Origin of the sequence: Providencia hangzhouensis, assembly GCF_029193595.2 — a bacterium.
Classification (GTDB): Bacteria; Pseudomonadota; Gammaproteobacteria; order Enterobacterales; family Enterobacteriaceae; genus Providencia; species Providencia hangzhouensis.
In genome coordinates, this window is the sequence record NZ_CP135052.1 from 3,226,231 (window position 1) to 3,250,657 (window position 24,427).

General features: G+C 39.5%; 19 protein-coding genes. 8 read left to right on the forward strand and 11 right to left on the reverse strand.

The features are described 5' to 3' along the window. Genes hisA through hisIE form a run of 3 tightly spaced genes read left to right on the forward strand, consistent with a single transcriptional unit; the run spans nucleotide 1 to nucleotide 2,101 of the window. The gene (gene hisA / locus PZ638_RS14655; RefSeq protein WP_094960648.1) at nucleotides 1–738 is read left to right on the forward strand and encodes a 1-(5-phosphoribosyl)-5-[(5-phosphoribosylamino)methylideneamino]imidazole-4-carboxamide isomerase; all 738 of its coding nucleotides are present in this window, start codon (nucleotides 1–3) and stop codon (nucleotides 736–738) included. Continuing rightward, nucleotides 720–1,496, forward strand: coding sequence for an imidazole glycerol phosphate synthase subunit HisF (gene hisF, locus PZ638_RS14660; protein WP_094960647.1), 777 nt, complete (start codon nucleotides 720–722; stop codon nucleotides 1,494–1,496). The genes hisA and hisF overlap by 19 nt, the downstream gene beginning before the upstream one ends. Continuing rightward, nucleotides 1,490–2,101, forward strand: coding sequence for a bifunctional phosphoribosyl-AMP cyclohydrolase/phosphoribosyl-ATP diphosphatase HisIE (hisIE, locus tag PZ638_RS14665; RefSeq protein ID WP_094960646.1), 612 nt, complete (start codon nucleotides 1,490–1,492; stop codon nucleotides 2,099–2,101). Before hisF ends, hisIE begins: the two co-directional genes overlap by 7 nt. Nucleotides 2,102–2,135: 34 nt before the next feature. On the opposite strand, the gene PZ638_RS14670 is transcribed toward hisIE, so the two are convergent. Next, nucleotides 2,136–3,110, reverse strand: coding sequence for an ABC transporter substrate-binding protein (locus tag PZ638_RS14670; RefSeq protein ID WP_377145627.1), 975 nt, complete (start codon nucleotides 3,108–3,110; stop codon nucleotides 2,136–2,138). Nucleotides 3,111–3,177: 67 nt separating this feature from the next. Beyond that, nucleotides 3,178–5,355: a TonB-dependent receptor gene (locus PZ638_RS14675; RefSeq protein ID WP_164455852.1), complete on the reverse strand. Its 2,178-nt coding sequence runs from the start codon at nucleotides 5,353–5,355 to the stop codon at nucleotides 3,178–3,180. A gap of 352 nt (nucleotides 5,356–5,707) precedes the next feature. Here PZ638_RS14675 and PZ638_RS14680 point away from each other — a divergent pair, with 352 nt between their 5' ends. Next, a complete protein-coding gene (locus PZ638_RS14680) occupies nucleotides 5,708–6,184 on the forward strand; it encodes a YbaK/prolyl-tRNA synthetase associated domain-containing protein (protein WP_144141057.1) in 477 nt (158 codons plus the stop codon). Nucleotides 6,185–6,233: 49 nt separating this feature from the next. Here PZ638_RS14680 and PZ638_RS14685 read toward each other — a convergent pair whose 3' ends face one another. Further along, nucleotides 6,234–6,875, reverse strand: a complete 642-nt coding sequence (locus tag PZ638_RS14685) for a CatB-related O-acetyltransferase (protein WP_164455853.1) — start codon at nucleotides 6,873–6,875, stop codon at nucleotides 6,234–6,236. 301 nt (nucleotides 6,876–7,176) lie between these two features. Between PZ638_RS14685 and PZ638_RS14690 the strand changes: the two genes are divergently transcribed. Continuing rightward, nucleotides 7,177–10,329 carry a M66 family metalloprotease gene (locus tag PZ638_RS14690; RefSeq protein WP_272674697.1) on the forward strand — a complete coding sequence of 1,051 codons (3,153 nt, stop codon included), beginning with the start codon at nucleotides 7,177–7,179 and terminating at the stop codon, nucleotides 10,327–10,329. 87 nt (nucleotides 10,330–10,416) lie between these two features. Here PZ638_RS14690 and PZ638_RS14695 read toward each other — a convergent pair whose 3' ends face one another. Then, complete coding sequence (locus PZ638_RS14695; protein ID WP_144141049.1) at nucleotides 10,417–11,598, reverse strand: multidrug effflux MFS transporter; 1,182 nt, start codon at nucleotides 11,596–11,598, stop codon at nucleotides 10,417–10,419. 190 nt (nucleotides 11,599–11,788) lie between these two features. Further along, nucleotides 11,789–13,195, reverse strand: coding sequence for an NADP-dependent phosphogluconate dehydrogenase (gene gndA, locus PZ638_RS14700; protein ID WP_004256481.1), 1,407 nt, complete (start codon nucleotides 13,193–13,195; stop codon nucleotides 11,789–11,791). Nucleotides 13,196–13,437: 242 nt separating this feature from the next. Between gndA and PZ638_RS14705 the strand changes: the two genes are divergently transcribed. Both PZ638_RS14705 and PZ638_RS14710 read left to right on the forward strand, forming a co-directional pair. Next, nucleotides 13,438–15,021, forward strand: a complete 1,584-nt coding sequence (locus tag PZ638_RS14705; RefSeq protein ID WP_094960641.1) for a TerC family protein — start codon at nucleotides 13,438–13,440, stop codon at nucleotides 15,019–15,021. Nucleotides 15,022–15,204: 183 nt separating this feature from the next. Then, entirely contained in the window at nucleotides 15,205–15,738 is a 534-nt protein-coding gene (locus PZ638_RS14710) for a hypothetical protein (RefSeq protein ID WP_094960640.1), read from the forward strand. Nucleotides 15,739–15,788: 50 nt separating this feature from the next. Here PZ638_RS14710 and asmA read toward each other — a convergent pair whose 3' ends face one another. The 6 genes from asmA to apbC all read right to left on the reverse strand — a co-directional run bounded on the left by asmA (nucleotide 15,789) and on the right by apbC (nucleotide 22,121). Continuing rightward, on the reverse strand, nucleotides 15,789–17,627 hold the full coding sequence (gene asmA / locus PZ638_RS14715; RefSeq protein ID WP_144141051.1) for an outer membrane assembly protein AsmA: 1,839 nt from the start codon (nucleotides 17,625–17,627) through the stop codon (nucleotides 15,789–15,791). Between the two features lie 127 nt (nucleotides 17,628–17,754). Beyond that, nucleotides 17,755–18,336 (reverse strand): dCTP deaminase, encoded by a 582-nt coding sequence (gene dcd / locus PZ638_RS14720; protein WP_004909269.1) that lies wholly within the window; start codon nucleotides 18,334–18,336, stop codon nucleotides 17,755–17,757. 38 nt (nucleotides 18,337–18,374) lie between these two features. Further along, nucleotides 18,375–19,019 carry a uridine kinase gene (gene udk / locus PZ638_RS14725; protein ID WP_004256495.1) on the reverse strand — a complete coding sequence of 215 codons (645 nt, stop codon included), beginning with the start codon at nucleotides 19,017–19,019 and terminating at the stop codon, nucleotides 18,375–18,377. Between the two features lie 178 nt (nucleotides 19,020–19,197). After that, the gene (gene htpX / locus PZ638_RS14730; RefSeq protein WP_136134429.1) at nucleotides 19,198–20,154 is read right to left on the reverse strand and encodes a zinc metalloprotease HtpX; all 957 of its coding nucleotides are present in this window, start codon (nucleotides 20,152–20,154) and stop codon (nucleotides 19,198–19,200) included. Nucleotides 20,155–20,240: 86 nt separating this feature from the next. Further along, nucleotides 20,241–20,801, reverse strand: coding sequence for a LemA family protein (locus PZ638_RS14735; protein ID WP_004256501.1), 561 nt, complete (start codon nucleotides 20,799–20,801; stop codon nucleotides 20,241–20,243). 207 nt (nucleotides 20,802–21,008) lie between these two features. After that, a complete protein-coding gene (gene apbC, locus PZ638_RS14740; protein WP_004256506.1) occupies nucleotides 21,009–22,121 on the reverse strand; it encodes an iron-sulfur cluster carrier protein ApbC in 1,113 nt (370 codons plus the stop codon). A gap of 259 nt (nucleotides 22,122–22,380) precedes the next feature. On the opposite strand from apbC, the gene metG reads away from it, so the two are divergent. Then, nucleotides 22,381–24,408 (forward strand): methionine--tRNA ligase, encoded by a 2,028-nt coding sequence (gene metG / locus PZ638_RS14745; protein ID WP_144141053.1) that lies wholly within the window; start codon nucleotides 22,381–22,383, stop codon nucleotides 24,406–24,408. Nucleotides 24,409–24,427 lie beyond the last annotated feature (19 nt).

Sequence of the window (24,427 nt, forward strand, 5' to 3'; positions counted from 1 at the left end):
ATGATCATTCCCGCATTAGATTTAATCGATGGCACTGTGGTGCGATTGCACCAAGGGGATTACGCCAAACAAACTGATTATGGCAATGACCCACTCCCACGTTTGCAGCAATATGAAAAAGAAGGGGCAAAACTATTGCACCTCGTGGATTTAACGGGTGCGAAAGACCCGCAAAAACGCCAAATTCCACTGCTCAAAAAATTATTAGCTGGCGTGAGTGTTCCCGTACAAGTTGGTGGTGGTATTCGTACCGAAGAAGATGTTAAAGCCTTACTGGAAGCCGGAGCGACCCGTGTCGTCATCGGCTCAACGGCAGTGACCAAACCGGAGCTAGTCAAAACATGGTTTGAAACCTATGGTGGGGAAGCCATTGTACTTGCGTTAGATGTACGAATTAATGACAAAGGCGTAAAAGAAATTGCCATTAGCGGCTGGCAGGAGAATTCAAATTTAACCTTAGAGCAAGCCATTGAAATATATCGCCCTTATGGCTTAAAACACGTCCTTTGTACTGATATTTCCAAAGATGGAACATTGGCGGGTTCTAATGTGAATTTATACCAAGAAATTAGCCAAAAATTCCCTGATATTGCCTTTCAGGCATCAGGGGGAATTGGCGATTTAGATGATATTGCGGCTATTCCACCATCTGGTGCAGCTGGCGTGATTGTTGGTCGTGCATTATTAGAAGGTAAATTCACCGTTGCGGAGGCAATAAAATGTTGGCAAAACGCATAATTCCTTGCTTAGACGTCCGTGATGGGCAAGTGGTTAAAGGTGTCCAATTTCGTAATCACGAAATCATCGGTGATATTGTTCCATTAGCACAACGCTACGCCCAAGAAGGCGCAGACGAGCTGGTGTTTTATGATATTACCGCCTCTTCTGATGGCCGAGTGGTAGACAAAAGCTGGGTTGCCAAAGTCGCCGAAGTGATTGATATTCCTTTTTGTGTTGCAGGTGGGATTAAAAGCGTTGACGATGCCGCGCAAATTCTGTCTTTTGGCGCAGATAAAATTTCCATCAACTCCCCGGCATTATCCGACCCTACATTAATCAGCCGTTTAGCTGAACGCTTTGGCGTACAATGTATCGTTGTCGGTATTGACACTTGGTTCGATGAAAGCTCAGGTGAATATCTCGTTTACCAATTTACTGGCGATGAAAAACGTACCACACAAACCACGTGGAAAACCCTTGATTGGGTAAAAGAAGTACAACAACGTGGCGCGGGTGAAATTGTGTTAAATATGATGAACCAAGATGGTGTACGCCAAGGGTATGATCTACAACAACTCAAAAAAGTCCGTGAAGTCTGCCAAGTGCCCTTGATTGCCTCTGGCGGCGCAGGTGAAAAAGTGCATTTTCTTGATGCCTTCACTGACGCAGGTGTTGATGGTGCTTTAGCCGCTTCTGTATTTCATAAACAAATTATTAATATCGGTGACTTAAAACAATACCTAGCCGAAAACGGAGTTCAAATTAGAGTATGTTAACCACAGAACAATGCAGCCAACTTGCATGGCAAAAAGTCGATAACCTGATGCCTGTTATCGTACAACACGCCGTTTCAGGTGACGTGCTAATGCTTGGGTATATGACCCCAGAAGCATTACAAGTCACTTTAGATAGCCGTAAAGTCACCTTTTTCTCTCGCACAAAACAACGTTTGTGGACGAAAGGCGAAACCTCCAATCATTTTCTAAATTTGGTGGATATCTACCCTGATTGTGACAGTGATACGCTACTGGCTCTCGCACTGCCGGATGGCCCTACTTGCCATAACGGTACACAAAGCTGCTTCGCGCCCGCACAAAGTGACTGGGGCTTTTTATTTGAGTTAGAAACATTACTCAAAGAGCGAAAAACCGCTTCTCCTGAAAGCTCCTATACCGCGCGTTTATATGCTAGCGGCACTAAACGTATTGCTCAAAAAGTGGGTGAAGAAGGTGTTGAAACCGCTCTGGCGGCAACCGTCAATGACCGCGCTGAATTGACTAACGAAGCCGCGGATTTGATGTACCACTTATTAGTCTTACTACAAGACCAAGAGCTGGATTTAAGCACGATAATCAAACGGTTAAAAGAGCGTCATCAATAAATAACAGGCTGCCAGCCTCGCTGGCAGTTTTATTTTATGGGTGCAAAATATTATCGATTTGCGCATCGCTCAATGAAATACCAAAGAATTTCAGATAGAAATCAGCCGTTTCTTGTTTCATATCGATATCCACAAAGCGCTCTGGGTACAGTGTTTGTGCTAGCCACAGAAACTGCAATGCCTCCTCTGACGTTTCTCGGCACCACCAAAACATTCCCTTTGGGTTCACATATACCTGCTGGTTTTTTACCGCGCTAATTGCTTTCCATTGGGAAGATGTTCGTATGATATTAGCATCTTCTTTATTCATCGCCACAATCACATCAGGGTTTGCGCTAATAATGGTTTCTAACAAGACTTCACCAGAGTTATTTTTTTTGTCAGAAAACCAGGTTTCTGCCACGTTTTTCGCCCCTGCTAAATCCATCCAATCTTGATTTAATGATGGGCGGCCAGACGTAAATAACACGTTCCCCATACTGTGGTATACCGTCCGTTTTTCTGCATCAGTGAGCCCTTTTAGTCGTTCATTAACTAATACGATATTACGGTCAAAATAGCGTTGATATTCAATAGCTTTACTTTGCGCATCAGGGCCCAGCTCTTTTGCTGTGGCTTGAACCCTTTCTTGTAACGATTTTAATGAATTCGCTGGGTATTCAACCACTTTCACCCCTGCATTTTCTAATAAATCACGTTGTGGGACTTCCATTCCTTTAGCAATGAACAGTAACTCCGTACGTAATGAAATGATTTGTTCTGGGTTTAATTGATTGCTAATACTGATCACTGGAACATCATCAATATTTGGCAGCATTTGGCGAAACAACGGAATTTTTTTCGCAATCATCGAGGTACCGACAATTTGCTCACCGTAACCTAGCATCATAATAATGGTATTTTGTGCTGGCCACGGTGTTGCAATACGCAATTCGGGGTTATCTGTCTTCGCCTGTATTGCGCTACTCATTAGTAGTCCAAACAGTAAAATGACCGATTGCAGAAAAATGGTTTTTCTCATATTTTTCACGCCGTTTCACCTTAACGTAAAACGGCATACTCCTAGACTGTTATAATTAGAAATCAAACGTAACCGTTGCGCGAACTTCACGGCCTGAACCTAAAAAAGCACTTCCCCCTTTCCCTTCTCCATTGATACCTGATGGAAAAATGGAAGCCCAATAGCGCTCATCCGTTACGTTATTGACGGATAATCTGACCGTCGTTGGAACTTGATTGATTTTTGTACTATAACGAGTTCCTAAATCCAATGTTGTGTAGCTACCTGCCCAACTAGTATTGGTGTCATTAGCAGCTCGTTTTCCTGTATAGTGCACATTAGCGCTGTACACCAGTTCTGGCATTGTCGGTAAACTGTATTCCACTAACATATTGGCTTGAACTTTCGGCACACCAACGACACGTTTATCACGCGTTGTCGTGAACTTGGTATCTTTGAGTTTTGGATCTAAGAAAGTCACGCCGCTATAGACATTTAGCCCTTGCCAAACATGGCCGGTTGCCGTGAGCTCTAGCCCTCGGTTTACTTGTTCACCTTGTTTGCGGAACACGTTGTCATCCCCCGCGTAGGCAAATGGCCGCTCCAAATGGAATACCGCAGCACTAAGGTTTAAATCTGCTACATCGGCTTTAATACCCAATTCATATTGTTTGCTACGATAAGGGTCTAAAGTCTGCCCTTCATTTTTCAGGTTTTGATTCATCGGCGCGGTATCCCCCTCTTCTAACGAATCAGCATAGCTAATATAAGTCATCACCTGAGGGGTAATTTTATACATCAATGCTGCTTGAGGGCTGAGGCCATGGTCATTGGTCTGGCTGGTTTTGTGGTTTTGTTTATCAAAGCTACGGCTTTCAATCCAACTTTGGCTGAGATAAAACATGGCTGACCATTGTGGACCAAATGTGATTGTGTCACCGATAGTGATACTTTGTTGGCTGTTTTCAGCTGATTTATAACGAGAACCTCCCGTATGAATTTTGCCATCAGATGGCTCTTCCATTGGCGAAGGACGGTACATATTGGTTTGCCCTAAATCACGTCTCACACTCTTGTCTTTTGCACTATAAATCGACCAAACATAACCATTCGTCGCTAATGATAAATCATGACCAATAGAGCCCGTGTCTACATGACCATTAATTACCACTGAATTACTCAACACACGAAAACGTCCCGATGCGGGGGAATCACTTAATGAGCGGCTAATGGTTCCATTGTTATCTTGAATGGCACTCGTCACCGTACGCATCGCCCTATCCGCTTGCTGATAACCAATTGCCGCTTTTAGTGTCCAATCCTCATTAAAATCATGAATTAATCGAGTACTAACGGTATCAGTGGTTAAATCATTTCCTGCGGTATGCAATGCTAAATTTTTATCTTGTGGATTAGGTGATTTTGGTAATTTGATAGCAGAGCCATAACTAAAACTACCCACATAACCTTTTTGCACAAAATTATAGTGGCTGGCATTAAACTGAAGCTGTGTACCCGGTTGAATATTCCAATCAAGCGCCACAGAGGCTAACTTACGGCGTAATGTGCTCTCTTTAAGGCTGCCTGTTCCCTCTTCATCCAACAAATTAAGGCGATATCCAAAACGTTTATCAGCATCAAAATAACCACCTAAATCAGCATGGCCACTATAGGCATTACGGCTTTGGTAACCTAAAGAAAAACGCTGAATATCTTCAGGGCGTTTTGTGGTGAAATTAAACTGCCCTGCGGGACTTGCAGGGCCATACAATGCCCCCGTCAAGCTATTAATAATGTCCACTCTATCCAACATTTCCACGGGGAATGCCGTTGTTGACACCATATACAGGTCATCAAGCCGGCTATTCGTCACCACGCCACCTTGCATGCCTCGGCTTTGTGGACGCCCGACATCCATCCCTCCACGGGCTTGCATTTGTGTACTTGGCGCATATTTCAATAACTCACTCAAACTTTTAACTTGTTGATTATTAATTATTTCGCGGCTAATCGTGGTTGTAGAATATGGCGTATCAATCCACTCACGGTTGCCTAATGGACCAATATCAATTTGCGATGTGAAAAAGCCAGCGCCAGCCTGTGCTTCCATGGTTACATCACTTGGCGCTGCGGTGACTAACATTCTATCTTGCTTAGGTTTAGCCAGTTGCTCAGAAACTTGTGCTGCAGCAATAGACGGTGCGATCCCTGCAATAAGCGGCATAATGAGATATAAATTAAATTTACGAGTCATATTATCTTTTCGTTATATAAAATTTTATATTACCGATAATAAAATGCAGCGTAAATGATCAATCTCAACTCTTAACAAGATGCATTCTCAGCCAGAATAAAGAAAATAAAAAAAATAACTCATTGATTTTATTATAGATAACTGACTCACCAGAAGATATGATAATAAAACCCAAAAATAGATTAACAATATAGTTAAAAACCGCATCTGATATGAAATTTATAATATTTCCCAAATTTATAGTTTTTAGTTCGCTATATTTCGCAGTTGTATCTCTTAATTAACTTGTTATCATTCCTTGTCATTGATGTGGTTTTAAAGGGAAAAAACAGTGTCTGAAAATTCTATTTTTATGCAACTCACACAGTTACTTGATAAAAATAATGCAAAATATCGTGTGATGGAGCACCCCACAGCAGGGAAATCGGAAGAAGTGGCAAAAATACGTGGCACGCAGCTTGGGCAAGGGGCAAAAGGACTAGTATGCCATGTAAAAGGAAATGGGATCCGCCAACACGTACTGGCAATTTTACCTGCTGATAAACAGGCTGATTTAAGTAAGGTTGCCATAGCCATTGGTGGAACCCGCGCATCTTTAGCAAGCCCAAAGGAAGTCGATGAGCTCACGCAATGTGTGTTCGGGGCTATTCCGCCTTTTAGTTTTCACCCTAATTTAAAGTTAATTGCTGACCCACTATTATTTGAACGTTTTGAGGAACTCGCCTTTAATGCAGGTACATTAGAGCGCTCTATTATTTTAAATACCGAAGATTATCAAAGAATAGCCGCGCCGACTTTAGTTGAGTTTATTCGCATAGAAGAAAATTAGTTTTGTATTAAAAAAGGGTATTCCACAGAATACCCATCAATAAGTAAAACTAACTCATCAATCGCTGATCATATTCCTGACTGGCATTTTTTAATGCCACAAAATCGGAATCACAAATAAACCGCTTTAGTGCGATAAATTTTTCCTCTGGCCAATCATAAATTTTCAATGCGAGTAGTTCAGTAATAATATCTGGCGGAAAACGATATTTTATTACCTTAGCGGGATTTCCGCCTACAATACAATAAGGCTCAACGTCTTTAATTACCACGCTATTCGTTGCAATAACTGCGCCTTCACCAATTTTAACACCCGGCATGATAAAGGCACGCATGCCAACCCAGGCTCCGTCGCCAATCACTGTGTCGCCTTTTCCTACATAAGCTTCTTCAATAAATTCAAGAAAAGGATATAAGCAAAACCAATCCATTCGGTGAGTATGGTTCCCTCCCATTAATATCACAGCTTCGCTACCAATACAGACATAATCACCGATATAAAGTTGGTCAACATTCCATGCTAGCTGCCAGTCTCGGCTTTGTTCATCACCTTGTAAATAACGCACAACTGACTGCTCAAAACCGTTATCCCAACAGTCGCTGTAATAACTATGCCTACCTTTGATATGGATATTGGGGTTTTGTACAACCTCATGAAGTAGCTCATATTTCGACCAATGCTTTTGATTCATGGCACTAAACCTTTTAATTCGTTTATATTTACCATAGAACGCATTCTATGGTGATGTATCCGCGTTCAAAATACATCACACTAAGTAATCATTGGCTTTTTTAGTAATGAGTTATTCATTTTAACCTCACTAATTCAAATAATATTAATTTCCTCACTCATGGTGAGCACTCCAATACTTAGAGTAGCATTTAGGAGTAACTATTAAACCATTCATCTTTTTTTAAAAGATATTTTATCTTACCATCAAATAAAAATTTGACTAGGATCTACGAAACAACAAATAGAGAAGATGATATTTTATGCCAAATAAAAACTTAAGTACAACTTCACCATCATTATTGATTAACAGCTTCAAAAACCATATTTTATCAATAGGAAACAATGATTATTATATAGATGCTATAAATAAGTCCAACTCCATTCTAGATTATTGGCATTTAATAACAGAAATAAACAAATCCTTCGGTAATCTCTCATTTTTTGAAAATGGGAAAACCAATCATTACTTTAATAACAACCAGCACTCTAGTGATGTAGATGGTGAATTAAAAGGAAATGTATTTTTCGCCCAAGCTAATATTATTCCATCTAAACTCCATATAGATGGAGATAGTAAGCCTAAACTAGTTAAGGAACGTAAGACTTTAATTATGTTTAAACCGCATACTCATATCCCAGAAGAAAATCCAATTCAATTAAACATTTATGATAAAAATCATAATTTAATCATGCAAAAATCGCTATCTCCCGCATCTAAACTACCAAAAATTGCAGATAATAGTATAAGAGAAACTAATTTATTACCTCGTGATTTCAAATCACCGGTAAATTTCGACCTTGTCATGAGATCTAATAGTGAATTAATTGAAATATCCAAAAATCAAAATTACTTACACGAAACAATTTTAGATAATAACAAAATAAATTTAAAACTTAATCATAACAATATAAAAACACCTTTCATTCTAAATAATAGCATCAAATATAAAGGTAAAACTATAAAATTACACAACACTGACAATAACGATATTGAAGTTAATTATGGCAATAACACTTCTATATTACCGTCAAAATCATCCACCCTTTTTATATGTGATGAAAATGGACATTGGCTAACAAAAAATGATGCTAAACAAATAAAATATTACAGCCCCCCTAGAAAAGCACCCTCAAATACTCTTCCAATTATTTATTTTGAAATTGGAAACCTGCCAGATATCGATATAAATAAAATAGACGCAGATTTTTTTGAGAAAAATCTAGAAGAAAACCCCACCTTAAAAATAATGAAAATGGATTATGACAGAGTCAAAAAATTCACGCTAAAAAAAAATAAAAAATTCACATCTAAAAAAATAATTTTCACATCAGAAGCTAAAGAGTCAACATTCATCCACACTACAAATAAAGTTTTCGAGCTAAAAAAAGACAGTGTATTATTATTCCATTGTAATTCAGATGGCAAATGGGAAAACATTCCTATTTCTTCTAGTAACACATCAAAAATCAACAACTCATACCCTAATAAATTTGATCTAACTTTAGATGAAAATGAATTAATCATTGAGGCTTCGAAAAAAAGAAATTATTTAAATAATCTAATAAAGAATAATGACTCAATAAAAATATTGACTAGTGATGGTAATTGGAGTCGTGACTTCACATTAAATAAAAATGATGCATTCCATAATAAGAAAATACTGTTTAGCTCTAATGCATCGTATAACAGTTACATTCATTATGGAAAAAACACTATAAAGTTACAAACAGGTGAAAACGTCCTTTTTGTCTATGATTTAGATAAAAAATGGATCCCTATTAATCAGAATAACAAAGAAAATTTCATTAGCAACTTGGAATATATAGATAAAACATGGTCTACTACAATCCCAAAAGAATATATCCATCCAGAAATAAAACTTGAATTTAATTATCAAGGTCAGAAAAGTACATTATCTAACATTGATGTAGGTGCCCCAAATGAATTACTCATTAATACTTTTGATATCGGGTTACTTACACCACCAAGAAATGAACATCTTTTCCTAAATAAATTCGAACTAAATCGCCAATATTATCAAACGATCCCGGTAAAAAAATTAATTGTCTCCCGCTACGAACCTATCCATTTGTTAAAAGTGGTCATGCCTAATGGCCAAGTATTTACAGATAATGCACCGGATGAAGGAGGAGGCCATAGTGGCAGCATGCGAGAGTGGATCACTAAATCTTTTTATGCTAATGGTGTTAACACCGCAAATTATGGCATAAATAGTTCAGCTCCAGATGCTGATTCCTTTGTTCCAACCTCCCAGATAACTGCCTATAACTCTGTCGGAATGTATAAAAATGGTAGAGTCGTCCACGGCTGGTCTGGTGGTGGAGGTAAAGCAACATTAAATAGGACAGATAGTAATGAGCTTAGCCATGAATTCGGTCACAATTTTGGTTTAGGTGATTATCATGGGGGAGATGAAGGCGGCTCCCATGCAGTTGCAAATAAAAAAAATTCAACCTGGCTATGGGATTCAGATAATAACTATTTTATTCCCAATATATACCAAGATGGTAAATTAAATCATGACGCAATGAGTGGAGGCGAATTTTATGATACTCGTTACAACGCTTATACTGCTTATACGCCTAACTCTTTCATTGCAATTCAAAATAGATTAGAAAGTAAATATGTATTTAGTACAGAATCAAAAACAGGATATAAAAAATGGGATCCAAAAACAAAAGAGATGGTAGATGCATATTTAGAACTATCACAATTCAATACCGTCGAGTTTACTGCAATAAATGGCTCAGATATTACAACTAACGATTTAAATTCACTATTTAAAAAAAATAAAAATATTATTATTTATAATGGAAATGGTTATCACGCCCCAAAAATCAACATTCCATTAGCAAATGAAAATAATAAAAATGCTATTTTAAGAATAGAATCAGTCGCGGATTACAATAGTGAGCTTCATGTTAACAACAAGATTAAATTAATCAAAAAAAATGATTCAATTTGTTATATTTCAGATGGCTACACTTGGAATCGAAAAGATAACAATGAAACAATCCTCTATAAAGTTCCCTATAAACAAGGAGTGCCTGTTGTGACCTTAATGGGGTTCTATGACCCTAAAGACGTAATCGATAGCTATATCTACCCTTCTTTATATGGTTCTTATGGTATGGTTTATAGCCATGATAAAAAAATAGACACTCAAATGCCATATTTAGAGGTTATTTTTGAAGATGGGACAATAAGCCAGTACCAACTTCATAACTTCCGTTCAAATGAAGAGATGATGAATAAATTTCATGTTAATATTGAGCGAAGTTTAAACCCCATAAAAGCTAATCTTTATATTAATAATAAAATTGTCCATTCTAGAGAAGTTGAAATAAAGAAGAATAGACTCCTAACAACGATTAATGGTGATATTGCATAATTTTATCTAAGTTATCACTAATTACTAAATTAATTAGTGATAACTATATACGACATAATGAAAAATAAAATCTTCAAACGGTCTACTCTATATTGATTTAACAAGAGATAAGCTCTTTTTTCTTGCAAGCAATCCAAACAAACAGCCAACTAGCATAACTAATGCTAATGACATTTTTGGTGCGATAGGCAAACCGATTGCACAAAGTCCGAGAGTTGCTCCCCCTGCCATTTGAACAAACCCCACTAAGGCAGATGCGGTGCCTGCTTCATTACCAAAAGGTTCTAAAGCGTAACTGGTTGCCGTTCCCATCATAAAGGCCAGCCCTGTACAAGCACAAGCGACAGGCAACATATAGACTAACCAATGGCTTTGTATTTCTATCGGTAATACGACAAAACCTAGCAATAATCCTAAACAGCCAACTGCCATCATTGAACTACCAACCAATAAACAGGTTGGCCGCCCTATTTTATGAATAAAATAATTAGCGATATAACTGGCAAACATGATCCAAAAACCATTAACACCAAATACTATAGAAAACGCGAGCGGGCTTAATTGGGCATCCCCCATCAGCACAGTTGGTGCAAGTGACACATATGTTAATGCCATACCCATCGTGCCTGCGTTTACTAAGGCAAAAATAATAAATTGAGGATTCCCCAAAATTCGCCAATAAGTTTTCAGCGGAATAACTTTTACTTTAGGTAAATTAGCGGGGCGTGTTTCGGGTAAAAAAACCACAATTAGCACTAATATGACCAATGCATACAAAGCAAGAAACCAAAACGGTGCCCGCCAGCCCCATGCCTCAGCCAGCAAGCCTCCAAGTAATGGCGCTAACGCAGGAACAATATTCAATGTTCCATTTAAAAAACCAAAAGCGCGGGCCGCTTCTGTGCCATTCATTCGGTCACGTACACAGCTAAATGCCACCACCGAAGTACAACAGACTGCAACCCCTTGCAATAAACGCGAGGCAATAAATACTGTGGGTGTTGTTGCTACAATGGCAACACCAGCACCAATGATGTACAACACCATGCCCAAAATCGCGATAGGTTTTCGTCCATATCTATCGACTAATGGGCCCGAAATCAATTGCCCTAGCCCCAGAACAAGAATGAACAATGCTATCGTTGACTGGATCACCGACTCACTGCTTCCTAAATCCTTCGCAATATCAGGTATTGTTGGTAAATATAAATCAATCCCTAATGGACCAAGTAATACCAATAAAAGTAATAAGATAAGAAAATTACGCATAAACCATGCCCAGACTCGATAAAGTTAATTTTTAAAATATGAGATGCAATAAATTATAGAAAAGCTAAAGCCACCGTCGAATTAATGATTTACTTATAATAATAAATTAAATATTTTACGGCTCTTCAAAGTCAAAAAAGGCGCTAAACCTAGCGCCTTTTGTGTTATCAAAAATTAATGATAACGAATTTTATTCCATCCACTCAGTGTGGAAAACACCGTCTTTATCTGTACGTTTATAAGTGTGAGCACCGAAGTAGTCACGTTGCGCTTGGATCAAGTTTGCAGGCAATACTGCTGAACGGTAGCTATCATAATAAGAGATAGCCGCTGAGAATGTCGGTGTTGGGATACCATTTTGTACGCCATAGCAGACAACATCACGCAGTGCTTGCTGATATTCGTCAGCAATTTGCTTGAAATATGGCGCTAGCAGTAAGTTTGCAATTTTCGCATCTTGGTTATACGCATCAGTAATTTTTTGCAGGAACTGCGCACGAATGATACAACCTGCACGGAAGATTTTTGCGATTTCACCATAGTTTAAATCCCAATTATATTCTTCTGATGCTGCTTTCAGTTGTTGGAAGCCTTGCGCATAAGACACAATTTTACCTAAATACAGTGCACGGCGAACTTTTTCAATAAAGTCTTTTTTATCACCTTCAACAGCTTTTAGGGTTGGACCGGTTAATACTTTAGATGCCGCAACGCGCTGGTCTTTTAAGAAAGAAATATAACGCGCAAATACAGATTCAGTAATTAAAGTCAGAGGGATACCTAAATCCAGCGCACTCTGGCTAGTCCATTTACCTGTACCTTTATTAGCCGCTTCATCGAGGATCACATCAACGAGATATTTACCATCTTCATCTTTTTTCTTGAAAATATCAGCTGTAATTTCAATTAAATAGCTGCTCAGCTCACCTTTGTTCCACTCAGCAAAGATACCTGCTAACTCTTCGTTGCTCAGGTTCAAAGAACCTTTTAATAATGAATAGGCTTCTGCGATTAATTGCATATCACCGTATTCAATACCGTTGTGAACCATTTTCACATAGTGGCCCGCACCATCTGCACCAATATAGGTCACACAAGGTTCGCCTTCAGCCTGTGCTGCGATTTCTTTTAAGATTGGCGCAACTAATTCATAAGCTTCTTTTTGCCCGCCCGGCATAATTGAAGGGCCTTTCAGTGCGCCTTCTTCACCACCTGAAACACCAGTACCGATGAAATTAAAACCTTGCTCGGATAATTCACGATTACGACGGATAGTATCAGTGAATAAGGTATTACCGCCGTCAATTAAGATATCCCCTTTGTCCAGATGAGGAGTCAGCGAGGCAATGGTTTTGTCCGTCGCTTCACCCGCTTTAACCATCAACAAGATGCGGCGAGGTTTTTCCAGAGAGTCAACAAACTCTTCAATTGTATAGTTGGGAACTAATTTTTTCCCTGGATTTTCGGCAATCACTTCGTCTGTTTTATCTTTAGAACGGTTAAAGATAGACACTGAGTAACCGCGGCTTTCAATATTGAGCGCAAGGTTACGCCCCATGACTGCCATTCCGACAACACCAATCTGCTGCTTTGACATGAACAACTCCTGTCTGATTAGGACCAAGTCAGCCTCGACCGTGCTGACATTCTGTTAACGGGATCACATATTAACCTAGGATTGGGCAGCATGGTAGTTATTGATGCAATCGATGACGTATACAAGGCCATTTTTGTCAAGAATTGTCCAATTAGCGTGATTTTTTATTGATATTTCATTCAACAAACCGCATTATTCATTCGTCGGTATAAGCCGTCATATCAGAAGGTAAAACAAACTGTATGGAATGGATCGCAGATCCTTCGATTTGGGCGGGCCTCGCTACCCTTATCGTTCTAGAAATCGTTCTTGGTATTGATAACCTCGTTTTCATCGCCATTCTGGCAGATAAGCTCCCGCCAAAGCTGCGTGATAGAGCCCGTGTAACTGGACTTTTATTAGCCCTGATTATGCGTGTTGTGCTTCTATTTAGCTTGTCATGGCTCATTACCCTCACGAAACCAATATTAACCCTCTTTGAGCATCCTTTTAGTGCTCGAGATTTAATCATGTTGGTGGGTGGTCTATTCCTCTTGTTTAAAGCCACAATGGAACTAAACGAGCGGTTGGAGGGGAAAGACGAACACACCAATACTCAAAGAAAGACATCGAATTTCTGGGCTGTTGTTGCACAAATTATTGTTCTTGATGCCGTATTCTCACTGGACTCCGTGATCACCGCTGTCGGCATGGTTGACCATATCGGCGTAATGATTGCCGCTGTAACCATTGCTATGGTATTAATGATTTGGGCAAGTAAACCGTTAACTAGCTTTGTTAACCAGCACCCAACCATTGTCATACTGTGTTTAAGCTTCTTACTGATGATTGGTTTCAGCTTAGTTGCCGAAGGGTTTGGCTATGCCATACCGAAAGGTTACTTATACGCTGCAATTGGCTTCTCTATCATGATTGAAGTCCTAAATCAATTTGCCCAATTTAACCGTCGTAAGTTCCTTAAAGGCTCACGTCCACTACGTGAACGTACGGCAGAAGCGGTCTTACGTATTCTTAGCGGTAATAATGAGCGTGGGGAATTAGACCCGCACACTTCTGACCTTATCGCTGATAATCAATCGGTTTTTGACCCACAAGAGCGCTTGATGATTGCTCGTGTGTTAGGTATGGCACAACGTAACGTAGAAAGCATCATGACATCACGCCATGATGTGGATTACCTTGACATTAATAAGTCTTCTGCGGATTTACTGCAATTAATGGAGAAAAACCCACACTCACGTTTAGTTGTCATTGATGAAACGATTAGTGATGAACCTGTTGGGGTGGTACATGTAATGGATTTGGTTAAACAGCAATTAAAAGGCCAGCCATTAAACTTACGAGCACTGATTACCCAGCCATTGATATTCCCTGAAGGGCTATCTCTGTTAAAAGCGTTAGAGCAGTTCCGTAAGGCGCATACTCACTTTGCCTTTGTTGTGGACGAGTTTGGTTCTATCGAAGGTATAGTGACATTGACCGACGTAATGGAAACCATCGCGGGTAATTTACCCGTTGGTGATGAAGAAAATGACTCTCGCCACGACATTCAAAAACTCGATGATGGTACTTGGATTGCCAACGGCTTTATGCCACTTGAAGACCTGATCATGTTTATCCCTATGGAATTAGACGATAAACGTGAATATGAAACGATTGCAGGCCTTTTAATGGAGCACTTGCAGCGTGTTCCTGAAGTGGGAGAGCAAGTCACTATCAATGGTTGTATTTTCCAACCATTGGAAGTCAATAGCCACCGAGTCAATAAAGTGTTAATCACGCCACCTGCCCCTGAAGGTGATGGCTATGAATTTGAAGATGATTAATTAGTTTTATTTCTTTACTACAATACCGGCCTATAGAGTCGGTATTTTTTTGTCTAAAAACCGCAGATGTTATCTCTTTACCCGTTAACAATAAAAACAGTAGCGTTTTATTAAAGAAAATAGCATTGAAACACTGAATAATTCGACCAATAAAATACAATTAACTTTAATAAAGGTCATATTATGTATATCAATAGCAATCAACCAAATAATACTAGTCAGAATGTAAAAATAAATAACTCATCAAAAGGTGTAAGTGGAAACACGAGTAGCGTTAGTAATCATAATCAAAAATGCCCTGTGGCAACTTCAGAAAAAATAGTCCATAAAAAAGAGATTACTAAGCTGAATAAAGATATTACTACTGGATTAAGTCACATTAAATCGAAGCTAAGTAATATTCTAAGTGACAAAGCATCAGGACCTTTCCAAAATGATTCTATCAAAGAGTTAAAGTCACAGCTAGATAGACTAACGGCATCCGTTAAATCGTATCAGGATAAACTAGATTCCTCATCATATAAACACAATAGTTCAAAGCAAAAAACAATCACTAAGCTAGAGACTAAATTATCAACAATCACTGAAAAGATGAGTAAGGCAGAAAGTAACAATAAGTTTAATGTTAGTAGAGGTAACCAAGCTCATCTTGATAATATGCAAAAAGCGGCTGATTTAAGGAAGGGGAACAAAGCCCCATCCAAATTTGAACCATAAATATTAAGTGGAGTCACCTGTTTTAGGTGGCTCCATGATGACATATATCGTTACAATGCATTCAATAAATCATTAAGCCCTTTATTTTCTTCTTTCTTTAAAAAATTACCAAGGGCTTCTTTGGCTTGAGTCCGTAACTCATCACGCAGTAGTTTTTCCACATCTAATTGGTATTTTAAATTATTCCAACTACCATAAATACGCAGTGGAATAGTCATTGCTTGCAATTGCTGGACTAAACGTGAATCACCGCCCCAGCCGTTAGCAATATTAACCCCTAAATTGACATCAATAGTTTCATTAGGGATATTTATACGACCTTGCCCACTAATGTTAACTAAGGATGACGTTGCATTCATAGAGGAAATATTCAAATTACCTTTATTTAATTTACCTGCCACAATGAAAGAATCAACCTCAGTGACGTTACCCGTATTCACTGGTGCATTAATTTTATTGGTTACTCTGGAAACGGATTGCTGAATTAATAAAGGAATATTCAACCCCTGCAATTTTGCATTTCTTAACTCAAAATTAACAGGCCCCTGCCATTGATTTTTTACTGCATGGTCATCATAACCTACACCCGATAATGTGCTATTTAACGAAATTACCCCACTTAATTTTTGTGGCATATTGAAGGCTTTTAATAGTGGTGTTAGGTCGATATTTTTAAAATCCGGCCTTGCGGAAACGTATGCCGGCGTTGAACTGTAATTAAATGTCACTGGTAATGAGAAGGCACCACCAAATGCCTTACCCTGTAATTTTGAAACCGTCAAACGAGGTGTTTGGTTTTGTGCCTCAAAAACTACGTCACTAACCATCATTCCACGATAGATTAACTGGTTAATGGCTAAATTGATATTGGCGGAAAATGCCTGCAAGCCAGATAAATCATATTGTTGAGGATTTGCACCAGAAATAACCGGTTTAACACCAACACGGTTATTATTCACCTCTGATTCGATATGGGTACTGCTAGGCATAGTCCCCAGTAAGTTATCTAAATCTAATTTTTCGGCCACTAAATTGACCATTACTTTGGGGGTATCGGCTAATTGTATACTGGCATCGCCTGACAGGGCACTTTCATTAGCCGTTATCACCAAATGGCTTAAACTGGCACTTTCTACTTTCCCTTTGGTGTATAGAAAATCACTTGTTATTTGCCCTTCAATTCCACTTTCAGGCAAATCAACACCACTCAATTTATAATCAAATTGCGTTAATTGCCCACTAATCTTTTGATTTACATCCGATAAATCGATATCTGCACGTAAATTAAATACAAACTCTTGTTGGTTTTTATTTAGATTTCCACTGAATTTAACGGCGACCTGTTTTTTATCACTTTTCTTCAGTGATAAATCAATGTTACGTAGGTTAAACTCATCTTTAGATGTTTGCCAAATCACTAAGCTATTGGAAATATTAATTTTTTCTATATCTAATAACCAGCTATTTTTCTCTGGTAAAGGGGAGGATGTAGGCACACCACCTGGCGCGACAGGAGCATTACGGTGAGTTTGGATTTCGCTATCCGGTGTTTTGCGGATAACAGCACCATCAATCACAATTTGCTCAACAGAAAGCTTATGGGAAATAAGTGGCCATAATTCAACATCTAAGCGCATATTATCTGCACTCAGTATGGGTTTAGCGGCATTCGGTGCAGTAAGGGAAACAGGGCCAGTAATAATGCTTAAAGTTGGCCATACATGCCAACGCATATCACCGTTGAATTCAAGTTGATAACCGCTTTTTTTCTCTACCTGTTCAACAATATAATGACGAAAATCATTCGGGTTCACCAACATTACAAGTGTGGTTAACCCTGCAACAATTACCACGAGTAAAATAATCAGTGTCGTCAAAAAACGTTTCATCCTTCCCTCTCTTAAATTCCGCTTGCGCTCGCCACAAAAATGAACTCACACCTATCCCTGAAAATGGGCGGAAATTACCTGTTTAATCTCCATTAAACGCCGCAATTTCCGCAAAGTTCACCGGTTATCAGTCTTCGCTGATACGGCTACCAACAGCACCTTGTTGGTTTTTATATTTAGCGTCTTGTCGGCTATTATAAGGGCGATCAGCACTACCAGATAACGGCTCAAAACTTAATGCGCCAATCACCATGCCAGGACGCAACGCTAACGGTAATTTACCTGAATTGTAGAATTCTAGCACGATTTGCCCATGCCAACCGGGGTCAATTCGATGTGCTGTTACGTGCACCATCAAACCTAACCGCGCTAATGAAGAGCGCCCGTCTAGCCAACCGACAAGGTTATCAGGGAGCGTAACAGACTCAAGCGTCACTGCAAGTGCTAATTCACCTGGATGTAGGAAAAAGGGCTCATCTTCATCAAGCACAATTTCATCACTCATGACGCGATCTAATGCGGCATTAACCTCATCTTTAGGGCCACTAAGGTCAATAAATGCAGCCGTGTGTCCTCGAAAAACACGGAATTGATTTCCTAAACGAACATCTGCAGTTGCACCATTGATTCGTTCAACTGGTGGGCGTGGGCTAATAACTAATTTACCATCATCCATCCATTGAATAATATCGCGGTCACAAAGACGCATGGTTGTTTCCCCCTTCATTATTTTAATTTCTGCGCGGTTTAATCTTGACAGAATTCGCCAATTTTCGCTTTCAAGATATCAATCGCAACACGGTTTTTTCCCCCGCGAGGTACTATAATATCGGCATATTGCTTTGATGGCTCAATAAATTGCAAAAACATTGGGCGAACCGTTTTATTATATTGGTCAATAACGGAGTCGAGCGTTCTGCCCCTTTCATTTACATCACGTTTAATACGGCGCATCAAGCAAATATCAAGTGGCGTATCGACAAAAATAGAAAAATCCATTTCACCACGTAAGCGCTTATCTGTTAATAATAAAATACCTTCAATGATAATAACTTTTTTAGGTTTAAACGTGATGGTTTTCTGTTTACGGGTATGAGCGACATAGTCGTATTGCGGAATTTCTACTGCTTGGCCACTTTTCAGTGATTTGAGATGTTCATAAAGCAAGCTGTGGTCCATCGAGTTAGGATGGTCATAATTTACTTTAAGACGCTCTTCCATTGGGACATCGGCTTGGTCTTTGTAATAACAATCTTCTGGAATAACACCGATATTATGATCACCAACCTGTTCCCTTAATTCACGGTATAACGTGCTGGCAATTAAGCTTTTGCCAGATGCAGAGGCTCCCGATATACCTACAATGGTACAGTGATGCGCTATGTCAGTCATAAAATGATAACCTGGTTAAATATTAGAAATGAAAATACACAACAACAAAATGTTATGTTGGCGGAATTATAGGGGGTAATGGCGTGTTGTTCCAGCATACCTCAACAAAGTTCGCTAAAAAAACACCCATTAGATAGGAAATGCCGTAAATCAAAGCGTACAAAATGTCATTTATACACTAAAACTGTTTTTTTCCTTCTAATACCGCGATGCGATTTTCAATCGAAGGGTGAGTTGAAAACACAGAATCGCCCTTATTAAAAATATAAGCGGCCTTACGGTAAGCTTGGCCTGTACTCGTTTCATCATAATCATGGGTTTCATGCTTCCCTGATATTTTTTTCAATGCGCTGATCATCGCTTGGTTATCAGAAGTCAGATCAACCGCTGCGGCATCCGCCATATATTCACGGGTACGCGATAAATAAAAATAGAGAATTTGTGTTATCCACGGTAAAACAAAATTCAGAACTAATAGGATCATTTGCGCTTTGTTCGCCGCATTATTGCGACTGCGCCCTGCTGTTCGAATAAAAATCTGACTAAATAAATTGGTCACGGTTAAAATCACATTCGCCAAAATCCCCACGTACAGAGTTAATTTTGAATCACCGTGAATAATGTGCCCAACTTCATGAGCAAGAACGGCTTGAACCTCTTGCCGATTAAGTGTCTGTAATAAGCCTCTTGTCACCCCCACAAGTGCATTACGATTATTCCACCCTGCTGCGAAAGCATTAGGCTCGTCCGTTTCTAAAATATATAAGCGAGGAATATAGCCTAAGCTGGCACTTAAACTTAATTCTTCAATAATATTAAAAAGTTGCTTTTCTTGGGGGATATTCGCATTTTCTTGGGTGATTTCTCTGGCATTCATCCCAGCTAACATCATTTTATGGCCTCTAAAATGAATATAAATTAGCCCAAGGAAGGTTAAACCTAAAACAATGAAAGTGGCGATAGGTAATTCATGAAGTGTCACAAACATCATCGCATTGTCGACCAAATCCAATTGTTCATTTGGATGTGTTGCAATATCCGCCAGTAATCCAATGATTAGCATTAAAACAATATAGCTCATCACCACCAAACGTGTGCGAATATTATTTTTACGAATGACGTTTCTAAAATCCATAATGTAACCTGTTATCTACTACTCATAAAATATCGGAACACCATAAGGCATCCCGATGATTTATCACTTCAAAGGTTTAAAGGCTTTTAATCAAAATTAATTCGACGTGATTCCTCAGTCTTAATGGTTTCTTCATCAAGACGCCAATATTCCTTTGAAATTTTTAAGCTAGGAATAATGCCAACAATGAGTGCCGCAGGCATAGAAGCGATATACGCATTATAAGTTTCTAATGAACGGTTATAACCACGTTTAGCAAATGACAATTTATTTTCTGAAGAAACGATTTCTTCTTGTAAATTTGCCATAATTGCATCGGATTTTAGCTCAGGATAAGCTTCAACCGCGACATTAATTGCCCCACTTGTTACCATTTTTGATAACGCATCTTCGGCTTCACGGGCTTTATCCCCAGTCGCCGTTTGTGCTTGCGTCCGTAGCTCAGTAATTTTACTGAACACCTCGCTTTCATGGCTTAAATATTTTTTAACTGTTGCCAATAAGCTATCAAATACTTTTCCACGACGATCTAATTGAACTGAAATTTCTGTTTCACTCGAAATAACAGCTTCTCGCAATGCGACGATACGGTTATAAAAATAAATAACGATCAGCACCACGACAACAATAAAAATTAAAAATTTCATAGTCACCTTTTCGGGTTGCCCGTAGAAAGAAAACTGATTAAATAAAAGATGTGGTTATTCTACGCGAACATGACTCAATAAAGAAATGTTCCGCAAACAATTCAGAAAAATAGAAGATTAAAAAAACACGTTTAGTAAAGAAAAGTATCAACAATAAATAAGGCTATCTAGTGAATAAACTAAATAGCCTTTTTTCTCTATAACCGATTAAACGGCGCGGAAAGAAATCTCTGTTGGGATTTTATCCCCTTCCCAATACATCAAGGCTGAAATACCCGAAGCAATTTCACGGTAGATATCTGCAAATTCACCTTCAGGATCACGCATAACAGTAGGTTGGCCACGGTCAAGGTCTTCACGTAAAGAAATATGCAGAGGAACCTGCCCCAATAATTTAGTATGGTATTTTTCGGCTAATTTCTCAGCACCACCGGTACCGAAAATTGGCTCAACATGGCCACAATTACTGCAAATATGTGCGCTCATGTTTTCAACAACACCCAGTACAGGGACATTGACTTTCTTAAACATCACAATGCCTTTCATGGCATCGACCAAGGCAATATCTTGTGGTGTTGTCACAACCACCGCCCCTGTTACAGGGATATTTTGGGAAAGTGTTAGCTGGATATCACCTGTTCCCGGTGGCATATCGATGACTAAATAATCCAAATCTGGCCATAACGTATCTTGCAACATTTGCATCAACGCTTTGCTTGCCATTGGGCCACGCCAGACCATCGCGTTATCATCAGTCACTAAGTAACCGATTGAGTTTGTCGCCAAGCCATACGCCATAATTGGCGCCATGTGCTGACCATCTGGGGAGGTTGGGCGCTCTAAAGTTGTGCCTAACATATTTGGAATTGATGGGCCGTAAATATCCGCATCAAGGATCCCCACTTTCGCCCCTTCTTGTGCCAGTGCTAGCGCTAAGTTCACAGAAGTACTGGATTTACCGACACCACCTTTACCCGAACTGACGGCTAAGATATTACGAACACCATTAATACCCGGCAAATCATTTGCACGTTTTAATGTAGTGATGTCATGGCGCAGTTTCCATTCAACAGCATGAGCCCCTGTTTGTTGCTTTAATTCAGCAGTTTTTTCGCTAATTAAAGTTTGAAACGGCCCTTTCCAAACGAATGGCATAACTAATTCGACATGCAGCACGTTGTCCAACATTGCACAATGATGTAACGCTTTGATAGAAATCAAATTACGTTGCAGTGTTGGGTGTGTAAATGAAGCCAAAACTTTGGAGACTTGTTCAGTCAGCAGTTCTGGTTTGTTCTGCTCGGGGGATTTATCGTTCATCCCGGCTCCTTTATTTATATTTTTGAACTATGTATATCCTAGAATAAGTTACAGAAAATTGGGCGGATATACTTTGACTGAGATTAATCATAACAGAGAACAGGAAGAAAGTTATTATATCGAGATAGGAAAAGCCACGAAGAGGTAAAAATTCTTTTTCAAACAAATTTCCAATTAATATTTTATACCCCTAGCAGCGATGGTTTTGATCGGTTAACATCAAAGACCCTTTTCAAATAATGGAAGTAAGAAAGTTACTATGTCTCAAGTCGCGAATAAATTACTGGTAACCTGTGCGTTACCCTATGCTAACGGTTCAATCCATCTTGGTCATATCCTGGAACACATTCAGGCTGATATTTGGGTCCGTTATCAGCGAATGCGCGGCAAAGAGGTTCACTTTATCTGTGCCGATGACGCGCACGGAACTCCAATCATGCTTAAAGCTCAACAACTTGGCGTAACGCCAGAAGAGATGATTGCGGCAGTGAACCAAGAGCATCAGAACGATTTTGCTGGTTTCGCCATTAGTTATGATAACTACCACTCCACACACAGTGAAGAAAACAAAGTTTTATCAGAGCTGATTTACGGGAAACTAAAAAATAACGGTTTTATTAAGAACCGTACTATTTCACAGCTTTTCGACCCAGAAAAAGGCATGTTCTTACCGGATCGCTTCGTTAAAGGCACTTGTCCAAAATGTAAAGCCGAAGACCAATATGGTGATAACTGTGAAGTCTGTAGCGCAACCTATAGCCCAACAGAACTGATTAACCCACGTTCAGTGATTTCTGGCGCCACACCTGTAATGCGTGATTCAGAACACTTTTTCTTTGATCTTCCTGCATTTAGCGACATGCTTCAAGCGTGGACTCGCTCTGGCGCATTACAAGAACAAGTCGCCAACAAAATGCAAGAATGGTTCGAATCAGGCCTACAACAATGGGATATTACCCGTGATGCGCCTTATTTCGGTTTTGAAATTCCTGATGCGCCGGGTAAATATTTCTATGTTTGGTTAGATGCGCCTATCGGTTACATGGGCTCCTTTAAAAACCTGTGTGACAAACGCGGTGATCTTGATTTTGATGAGTTTTGGAATAAAGATTCGAAAACCGACCTTTACCACTTCATTGGTAAAGATATCGTCTATTTCCACAGCCTGTTTTGGCCTGCCATGTTAGAAGGTAGCCAGTACCGTAAACCAACAAACCTGTTTGTTCATGGCTATGTCACGGTTAACGGGGCAAAAATGTCTAAGTCGCGCGGAACATTTATTACTGCGCGTTCGTATTTAGATCATTTAGATGCTGACTGCTTGCGCTATTACTATGCAGCAAAACTGTCTTCGCGTATTGATGACATCGATTTTAATTTGGAAGATTTCGTCCAGCGCGTCAACAGCGACATCGTCAATAAAGTGGTTAACTTGGCATCACGTAATGCGGGCTTTATTGCTAAACGCTTTGATGGCAAATTATCAGCAAACCTTGCTGAGCCAGAGTTATACCAACAATTTGTTGATGCCGCTAAAGTTATCGGTGAGGATTATAACAACCGTGAATATAACAAAGCGATCCGTGAAATCATGGCATTAGCCGATATCGCAAACCGCTATGTTGATGAAAAAGCACCTTGGGTTGTCGCCAAACAAGAAGGTAAAGATCAAGAACTGCAAGATATTTGCTCGATGGGCATCAACTTATTCCGCGTTCTGATGACGTACCTGAAACCTGTTTTACCAGGCCTTACTAAGCGTGCTGAAGCCTTCTTAAATAGTGAATTATCATGGGATGCGATTAACACCCCATTACTGAACCACAGCGTCGCACCGTTCAAAGCGCTATTTAACCGCATTGAAATAGCGAAAGTTGATGCAATGGTTGAAGCCTCAAAAGAGAGCATCAAACCCGTTCAGCAACTTACGGGGCCACTTGCCGATGACCCAATTCAAGAAACCATCACTTTTGATGATTTTGCGAAAATTGACCTGCGAATTGCGTTAATCAAGCAAGCTGATTTTGTTGAAGGCTCAGACAAGCTACTGAAATTGCAATTGGATATCGGTGGTGAAACGCGCCAAGTATTTTCTGGTATTCGCTCCGCTTATCCAGACCCTAAAGCTTTAGAAGGCCGTTTGACGGTGATGGTTGCCAACCTCGCGCCACGTAAAATGCGTTTCGGTGTTTCTGAAGGCATGGTAATGGCTGCTGGCCCTGGCGGTAAAGATATCTTCTTACTCAGCCCAGACAGTGGTGCACAACCCGGTATGCAAGTTAAATAACCCATACTTGCTCTAGTCT